Source organism: Negativicutes bacterium (assembly GCA_021372785.1).
Classification (GTDB): Bacteria; Bacillota; JAAYKD01; order JAAYKD01; family JAAYKD01; genus JAJFTT01.
Window position 1 is genome coordinate 18,509 of sequence record JAJFTT010000068.1, and the last position, 8,513, is coordinate 27,021.

Consider the following 8,513-nt stretch of genomic DNA (forward strand, 5'->3'; position numbering starts at 1 on the left):
AATGAAAAGAGTTTTATGGCTTTTTTTGCTGCTGAGCAGTCTTACCTTTGCCGGATCTTGTCTGGCGGCAGAAACGCAGCCGGCAGTTCCGGCCATGATTGCGGTCGGTCTGGATTATGGCGATGAGGCCTTGGCGGAGGTAAGACTCGGCTTTCAGTCCGGCATTCGTTTGTCCTGCAATGGTCTTGGAATCTGGCATTCTACTGAGCTGCGCTGTCTGTTGCTCTCACCGGAAAATGGCAATTACAGTCAATTAACGGTCAGCTTTGCTGATTATGCGGATGCCGCCGCTTATTTGGTGGAATATGGTTATAACAAAGACGCAGCGCCGGCCTATACGCAGGAAGGTTGGAAAATCTGGCTGGCGACAGCTTATTGCGAAACACTGGCCGTTCCAGCCACAAAGGCGGTTGTGAATGGCAGCTGTATCAGGGTTCGGGATGTGGGCGGTTTGACTCTGTTTTTTTATCAGCCGACTGCCGGTGACTCGCTCGACACATTACGGAGTCATATGGCAGTCTGGCAGGATTACGCGGGCGGTGATCTGATCTATGGGCCGAATCAGCGCTGTTATCCGGCGGAAATGCTGATTCAGCGCTATCATAATTTTGGTTTGACGGTGATCAACAATCTGCCATTCGAGGAGTATATTGCCGCCGTCATTTCCCGCGAAATGTCGCCTTCCTGGCCGTTGGAGGCGCTGAAAGCCCAGGCGGTGGCCAGTCGCAGTTTTATTCTCAGCACGCAATTCGGCACGGCCCGCTATTTGCAGTATGGTTTTGATATCAATACCGATCAACAGACTTATATCGGCATCGATTACGCCAGAACGCCTGTTGTGCAGCAAGCGGTTCAGGAGACTGCCGCTGAAGTCATCTGGTATCCTGACGGCAGCGGCAATCAAAAGATGGCCGCCGCCTACTATCATGCGGATGCCGGCGGCAGCACCGAAAATTGTGAGAATGTTTTTATCCAGGCTGTTCCTTATATCCGGGGGGTGCAGGAATTTTTCAAAACCGAAAGCCCGGATAATGTCTGGCTGCCTGTTCCCAGTCTGAGCGCTGCGGAAATCCGTCAGAATTTACTGGTGGGATACGGTGACATCGGTGAAATCCGCTCCATGCGGGTCAGCAAAGCAGGCGCATTCGGCGCGGCGATTGAAATTGAAATTGAAGGCAGCCTGCGCACCATCGTTTTGAAAAAAGGCGAGGGACGTTACTATTTCGGCTTAAAAAGTTATAATTTTACGGTGACGAAGCAATTGGATCTCGGCATCTTAAGTGCGGAGGGCAGGCTGACCGAGTTTGCCGGCGGCAGGACCCAGGTGATTACGGCGGATGGCAACAGGAATCTCTCGGTCAGCGATGCGACGGCGGTCATGACCGGCCAAGGTTTGCGGCAACTGGAGGGCAATCCTGCGGTTTACAGTTTCCCGGGCGGCGGCAGCGGCCATAATCTGGGTATGTCACAATACGGCGCTCAGGCGATGGCGAAGCTGGGTTATAATTATAGAGAAATCCTGCAGTTTTATTATACGGGGGTTACGGTAGGAAAATGAGCAATACAGAGAATGAATTATTGGTTTCACAATTTGACTATGACTTACCGGAGGCTCTGATTGCGCAGAGTCCGCTGGCACGGCGTTCCGATTCCCGTCTGATGATCATCGACCGGGAAAAAGGTTATTTAGCCGATACTTATTTTTACCGGCTGGCAGACTGGCTGCAGCCGGGTGACCTTTTGGTGATCAACGATACCAAAGTAATCCCAGCCAGACTGTTGGGTCACAAACCTAGCGGCGGCAAGGTGGAATGTTTGTTGTTGGAACGTCTGGATGACTGCCGCTGGAAAACCTTAGTCAAACCCGGTCAGCGATTACAACCCGGAGCGGAGATGATTTTTGGTGACGGTGCCCTGACAGGTGTCATTGAGGAACGCAGAGAAATGGGAGAACGCATCGTTCGATTCTCCTGGCCGGGAAAACCGACGTTTGAAGAAGTGCTCGATCAATTGGGAGAAATGCCCCTGCCGCCCTACATTCATCTGCCTTTAAAAGAAAAACAGCGCTATCAGACTGTCTATGCCGAGGCAGCCGGGTCTGCCGCAGCGCCGACAGCCGGCCTGCATTTTACAGCCGAGCTGATGCAGCAGCTGCGGCAGCAAGGGATCGAATTTGTTTCGCTCACGCTGCATGTTGGCATTGGCACCTTTCGTCCTGTCAAGGTTAATCGCCTCTCCGAGCATAAAATGCATTCGGAATATTATCAATTGACCAGAGAAGCAGCCGATCGGATCAATCAGGCCAAAGCCAACGGTCAGCGTATCCTGGCGGTGGGAACTACTTCCTGTCGTGTGCTGGAGACGCTGGCCGCTGCCGACGGTTCTCTTGAAGCTGCCAGTGGCTGGACGGATATTTTCATTTATCCGGGTTATCATTTTAAACTGATCGATGGACTGATCACGAATTTTCACTTACCCAAGTCCACCTTGCTGATGATGATCAGCGCTTTTTCCAGCTGGGAGGTCGTGCAACAGGCTTATCAGGAAGCAGTCAAGCGGGAGTATCGCTTTTTTAGTTTTGGTGACGCCTGCTTTTTTGCCAATCACAAAAAAAATAGCTAGGTGATCATCAACGGATACCAGGCAAACCGTATTCCACAGCAGCTCCGCTTTGGGTGTGAGACTGCCGGGCGGAGACGGTTTTTTTACTTTCCTGACCCGGAATGAAGGGTGCGAAGATTTGAACGGAGCAAAAGATAATGATTGTCTTCCGCTGCAAATATTGTTATAATTAATTAATAATAAAAATGAAGATTGGAAGCACTGAGGTTTTACAGCATGTTCAAATATGAATTGATCAAAAAGTCGACAGAATCTGCGGCGCGGCTCGGCAAAATAACAACCGCGCACGGCAGTTTTGAGACACCTGTTTTTATGCCGGTCGGGACACAAGCCTCCGTCAAGAGCTTAACGTCGGAAGAATTAAAGCAAATGGGAGCTAAAATCATACTGGGCAATACCTATCATCTTTATTTGCGTCCCGGTGCGGATCTGATTGCCGAAGCGGGTGGGCTGCAGCGCTTTATGAGCTGGGACGGATCCATTCTGACCGACAGCGGTGGTTTTCAGGTGTTCAGCCTGGATAGGCTGCGTAAAATCAGTGAAGAAGGGGTGGCTTTCCGTTCTCATTTGGACGGTTCTGCTTTATTCCTCTCACCGGAAAAAGCAGTGGCAATTCAGACCGCATTGGGCTCGGATATTATGATGGCGTTTGATGAGTGTGCCCCTTATCCGGCGGAGGTCAGTTATGTCGAAAATTCCCTGGAACGCACCGCGCGCTGGGCGGAACGCTGTAAAATAGCGCAGCAGAACCAGGAGCAGCAAGCCTTATTTGGCATTATCCAGGGCGGCACCTATGCCGCACTGCGTCAGCGCAGCGCGAAACAATTGGTGGAGCTTGATTTTCCCGGTTATGGCATCGGCGGACTGAGTGTCGGTGAACCAAAGGCTGTCATGTATGATATGCTGGAAAATACAGTCCCGCTCATACCGCAGCATAAACCACGTTATTTGATGGGTGTTGGTTCCCCCGATTGCCTGATTGAAGGCGTCATTCGCGGCATCGATATGTTTGATTGCGTCCTCCCCACCAGAATTGCCCGCAACGGAACCGCTATGACAAGTCAAGGCAGAGTGACCGTGCGCAACGCGCAGTTTGCCAGGGATTTTACTCCCCTGGATCCGGAGTGCGATTGCCCGACTTGCCGCAACTACAGTAAAGCTTACTTACGCCATCTCATTCATGCGGAGGAAATGCTGGGACCAAGGCTGTTGTCTTTGCACAATCTCTGGTTTTTGCTGCATTTGATGGAGCGTATCCGCCAAGCCATAGCGGAGGATCGTCTTTTAGCCTTACGGGAAGAGTTTTACGCCAAATACCGCGCCCGTGGCGCGGGTTTTTAGGTGCCGTCATGAAGAAAAATAATTTTTGGCGGGTTAAATCTTTTCCGATGGCAGAGGACGAACTTATCGCAAAGAAATTAGGGATCAGTGCGGCTTATGCTGCTTTGCTGCGTTCGCGCGGTTATCGTGATGCTGCCGCCATGCAGATTTTTTTACACCCGGAGGATGAACAAATGCCGGATCCGTTTGCTTTCCGGCAGATGCGCCAGCTGGTTGAACGTTTATTGCAGGCGAGGGAGAAGCAAGAACAGATTACAATTTACGGGGATTATGATGCGGACGGAGTTTCGGCGACAGCGGTGATGCTGCGCGGTTTGCAAGCCCTGGGATTCACCAGGCTGGATTCTTACATCCCCAGCCGTTTTGATGAAGGTTATGGTTTGAATGCGGAGGTGATTCCGGAACTTGCCGCTCGCGGCAGCCGGGTTTTACTGACCGTTGATTGCGGTATATCAGCAGTTGCTGAAGCGGAGTTGCTGCGGCGCTTTGGCATTGACCTGCTGCTGACCGATCATCACAAACCCGGCGATATCTTGCCCGCTGCTTATGCTATCATCAATCCGCATCTGAAAGAAGAAACCTATCCATTTCAGCAACTGGCGGGGGTCGGCGTGGCTTTTGAAGTCATGCGGGCTTTGAGTCTGACCCTGCACCGACCGGACATTTTAGCCGCTTTGCTGCCCTATGTGGCAATCGGTACGATTGGTGATGTGGTGGCGCTGCGAGGCGTCAACCGCGCCCTGGTTTACCGCGGTATCAACCAAATCAATCTCGGCAAATCTCCCGGTTTGAGTGCTTTGGCACAAATCGCCGGAATCGGCAGAATTACCTGCGCTTCCCAGATTGCTTTTCAGCTCGTACCAAGGCTGAACGCCAGCGGACGCATGGGCAGAGCCGATTCCGCACTTTCCGCCTTACTCTGCGGCAGAGAAGAGGCTGCCGCTTGGGCGGCGAAACTGGAACGACTGAATCAGGACCGCAAACAGGTTGAACTCGCCGTACAAACAGAAGCGTACGCTCAATATGAAGCGCTGAGTACAGCGGAAAAACAGGCGGATGCTTTTCTGTTCTATCAGGCAGACTGGCACAGCGGCGTTTTGGGGATTGCAGCCGCCCGGATGACGGACGAACTGCATCGGCCTGTCTTCATCTGCTGTCAGGATGGCAGCAATCTCAAAGGTTCGGGTAGAGCCCCGCGCGGCTATGACTTGTATCAAATGCTGGAGCGAATTTCGAGTCTCTTGCTGCGCTTTGGCGGACATGCGCAGGCTGCCGGTATCACCTTTGCAGCGGAGCGACTCCCGGAGGTCAGGTCTGCTTTCCGCGAGGCAGCGGGGTGCTATCATCAGTTGGATCACGATGAACATATCCTGGCTGCGGATATCGAACTTAACCCGGAAGTTGATTTGGTGGAACAGCAATCCTTGTGGCGCAGTCTGGAGCCATGCGGCTGTGAAAATGAAGAACCGCTGGTTTTGCTGCGCGGAACAGAAGTTCTCCAGACCAAAATGATCTCACAGGGATTGCATGTCAATGTCATGCTGCAGTATGGTGCGCGGCGTTATAATTGTTTCGCTTGGCGTGTGGGAGAGAGGATTGCGGAATTTACCGGCGTTTTGGACGTGCTGGCTCGGCTGCAAATCAGCAATTTTCACGGCAGCGAAAGTTTCCGCCTGGAATTGATCGATTGGCGCCCCTCCCGCCTGGATGCCCTGCCTCTGCTGCAAACACTGCGGCAATTGCCGCCGGAGGTCAATTTTTGGTATGCCGAGCCCAATTCCAGAGAAATTCTGGCAGAATCCGGTCTTGTCACAGTGCTGCCGCCCAATCCCGCTGTTACAGCATCATTTCCCTATCTGCCGCTGCCGCAGCAAATCGCCGCACCGGCTGCTACGGCGATTTACTTGTTGGATCCATTGTATGAACCGCAGCTGCCGCAGTCCAGCCATCGCCTGTTCGATGATTTCCAATTACAGCAATGGCGGCAGCTGCTGTATTGGCTGCTGCCGGACCGCAATCATTTGAGTGAGTGTTATCGCTGGCTGCGTGGAGGCGGGTCTATTTTTGATGATGATGATTTGATCAATCGGCATCCGGGTAATCTCAAGGGTTTTTATGCCCGCATTTGCGCACAAAATGCACTATATATCTTTTTGCAGGCGGATTTAGCGGCGATCAGCGACAAAAATTATAATTTTCCTAAGCAAAATGGCAATAAAACAGATTTGGAAAAGCTGCCGGCCTTTCAAAAAATTCAGGAAGTGCGTCTGCGGCTGTTGCAGCTTTATTTTGGATAGCATACGGGAAGACGGACAGAAAGTGAGGAGATCACAATGATAACCTGGCAGGAACTAAAGTCTGCTTTGACAGCCTATCTGGCACCGGAGCAGATCCGCTTGATCGAAGAAGCTTATCTGGCGGCTGAAAAAGCGCATGCCGGGCAAAAACGTATCTCCGGCGAGCCGTATATCATCCATCCCCTCTCGGTGGCTTTGATTCTGGCGGAAAGCAAATTGGATCCGGTTTCCATCGCCGCTGCTTTGCTGCATGATACCGTGGAAGATACGGAGCTTTCCCTTGCCGAGTTACAGGAAAAATTCGGCCCGGAAATCGCCCAAATCGTCGACGGCGTCACCAAATTGGATAAATTGGATTTCAGCAACCTTCTGGAACACCAAACGGAAAGCTATCGCAAGCTATTTTTGGCGATGGCGAAAGACATGCGGGTCATTCTGATCAAATTGGCAGATCGCTTGCATAATATGCGCACCTTAAAGGTCAGAACCCTGGCAAAACAACAAAGCATTGCCAAGGAAACGCTGGATATCTATGCCCCTCTGGCTGGCCGTCTTGGTATCAACTCAATCAAATGGGAATTGGAAGACCTGTCTTTCCGATATTTAAAACCGGAGATGTACTACAGGACCGCGGAATTTGTTTCCAAAAAGCGTGAACAGCGGGAAGCCGAAGTAGAACAGGCGGCAGCGCATTTACGGGAATGTCTTGCTGCCGAAGGGCTGCAGGGGGAAGTCAGCGGGCGGCCAAAACATCTTTACAGTATTTACCGTAAAATGGAAGAGAAACAGCTGGACTTTTCCGAGATTTTCGATGTCATGGCCATTCGTGTCCTGGTCAACACCGTGCGGGAGTGTTATGATGTCCTTGGTTTAGTCCATGCTGAATGGCGTCCGATTCCGGGACGCTTCAAAGATTATATCGCCATGCCCAAAAGCAATCATTATCAGTCTCTGCATACAACGGTTGCGCTGGAGGCCTCCGAACCTTTGGAGATTCAAATCCGCACCTATGAGATGCATGAGATCGCCGAATATGGTGTGGCGGCTCATTGGATCTATAAAGAAAAAGAGAAACCGAAAAAAGCAAACGATTTCGAAAAAATGAAATGGCTGCATCAATTGATCGATTTGCAAAATCAGCCCTCGGAAGCGGCAGAATATCTGCAGCAGCTGCAGAAGAATTTTCTGATTGACGAAGTATTCGTCTTCACCCCCAAAGGAGATCTGTTTGAAATGCCGGCCGATGCCACCCCGGTGGATTTTGCCTACCGCGTGCATACGAATATCGGTCACCATTGCGTGGGTGCCAAAATCAACGGCCGTATGGTGCAGCTGAACACAACCCTGGAAAATGGCGACATTGTGGAAATTATTACTTCCAAACAAAGCGCCGGTCCCAGTCGGGACTGGTTGAATTTCGTCAAAACCGCTTCGGCGCGCTCCCGCATCCGCCAATGGTTTAAGCACCTGGGCAAAGACGAAAGCATTCTCAAAGGTTCGGAATTATTGGAACGTGAATTTCGCAAAGAACTGAAGAAAACGGACATGCCGCAGATTGAGAGCTGGAAATCGCTGCCCTTCGCGCTGATTTTGCAAGAATTCAGCTATCCCACGCTGGAAGACTTGCTGGCCGCGATTGGTTATACCGATGTCTCACCGCAGGTGGTCGTGCATCGCCTGCTGGAAGAAATGCGCAAGCGTCTGCCGGAAAAACCGCTGCCCAATACCAAAGAACTGCTGGACAGTGTGATGATCGACAGCCGTAAAAAAGATTCCGCCGGTATCATTATTGACGATATCGATAATATCGCGGTCAAATTGGCGCGCTGCTGCAACCCGATACCGGGCGATCCCATTGTCGGTTATGTGACCAGAGGGCGCGGCGTTTCCATTCATCACAAAGACTGTGCCAATCTGGAAGCGTTAAAAGGCGAGGGCAGACTGCTGGCGGCCAAATGGGGAACGAAGAATCTGGGGCCGTTCATTGTGCCTCTGACAGTGACGGCGCTGGATCATGACGGCTTACTGCAGCAGCTCTTAATTGCTTTATCGGAAGTGAAAGCATCCCTGCTGCAAGTCAAAGCGCGTTCCAATAAGAGCGGTCTGGCCGTTGTCGATCTTTTTGTGGAAGTGCGGGATATCGAGCAAATGAATATCGTTCGGGACCGCCTGTCAAAGGTGCCTGATGTGTATCATGTGGAACATTTGACGCATAAAAAAGAAAACAAAGGAGATTAAAGCAATGCGGGCAGT

At 51.4% G+C, this 8,513-nt stretch carries 5 protein-coding genes; all 5 read left to right on the forward strand.

Features of this window, described 5'->3' with window-relative positions:
* The first annotated feature begins 1 nt into the window (after window position 1).
* The 5 genes from LLG09_08585 (at window position 2) to LLG09_08605 (ending at window position 8,498) form a co-directional block, all read left to right on the forward strand.
* Window positions 2–1,558 (forward strand): SpoIID/LytB domain-containing protein, encoded by a 1,557-nt coding sequence (locus LLG09_08585; GenBank protein ID MCE5197165.1) that lies wholly within the window; start codon window positions 2–4, stop codon window positions 1,556–1,558.
* On the forward strand, window positions 1,555–2,622 hold the full coding sequence (gene queA / locus LLG09_08590) for a tRNA preQ1(34) S-adenosylmethionine ribosyltransferase-isomerase QueA (protein ID MCE5197166.1): 1,068 nt from the start codon (window positions 1,555–1,557) through the stop codon (window positions 2,620–2,622). The genes LLG09_08585 and queA overlap by 4 nt, the downstream gene beginning before the upstream one ends.
* A gap of 216 nt (window positions 2,623–2,838) precedes the next feature.
* Complete coding sequence (gene tgt / locus LLG09_08595) at window positions 2,839–3,963, forward strand: tRNA guanosine(34) transglycosylase Tgt (GenBank protein MCE5197167.1); 1,125 nt, start codon at window positions 2,839–2,841, stop codon at window positions 3,961–3,963.
* Between the two features lie 8 nt (window positions 3,964–3,971).
* The gene (gene recJ / locus LLG09_08600; GenBank protein MCE5197168.1) at window positions 3,972–6,260 is read left to right on the forward strand and encodes a single-stranded-DNA-specific exonuclease RecJ; all 2,289 of its coding nucleotides are present in this window, start codon (window positions 3,972–3,974) and stop codon (window positions 6,258–6,260) included.
* Between the two features lie 36 nt (window positions 6,261–6,296).
* The gene (locus LLG09_08605; GenBank protein MCE5197169.1) at window positions 6,297–8,498 is read left to right on the forward strand and encodes a bifunctional (p)ppGpp synthetase/guanosine-3',5'-bis(diphosphate) 3'-pyrophosphohydrolase; all 2,202 of its coding nucleotides are present in this window, start codon (window positions 6,297–6,299) and stop codon (window positions 8,496–8,498) included.
* The last annotated feature ends 15 nt before the right edge of the window (window positions 8,499–8,513 follow it).

What these genes read in the sequence shown, in the direction of transcription:
- LLG09_08585 (MCE5197165.1), top strand. Translation starts at nt 2, where the DNA reads ATGAAAAGAGTTTTATGGCTTTTTTTGCTGCTGAGCAGTCTTACCTTT.
- queA (MCE5197166.1), top strand. Translation starts at nt 1,555, where the DNA reads ATGAGCAATACAGAGAATGAATTATTGGTTTCACAATTTGACTATGAC.
- tgt (MCE5197167.1), top strand. Translation starts at nt 2,839, where the DNA reads ATGTTCAAATATGAATTGATCAAAAAGTCGACAGAATCTGCGGCGCGG.
- recJ (MCE5197168.1), top strand. Translation starts at nt 3,972, where the DNA reads ATGAAGAAAAATAATTTTTGGCGGGTTAAATCTTTTCCGATGGCAGAG.
- LLG09_08605 (MCE5197169.1), top strand. Translation starts at nt 6,297, where the DNA reads ATGATAACCTGGCAGGAACTAAAGTCTGCTTTGACAGCCTATCTGGCA.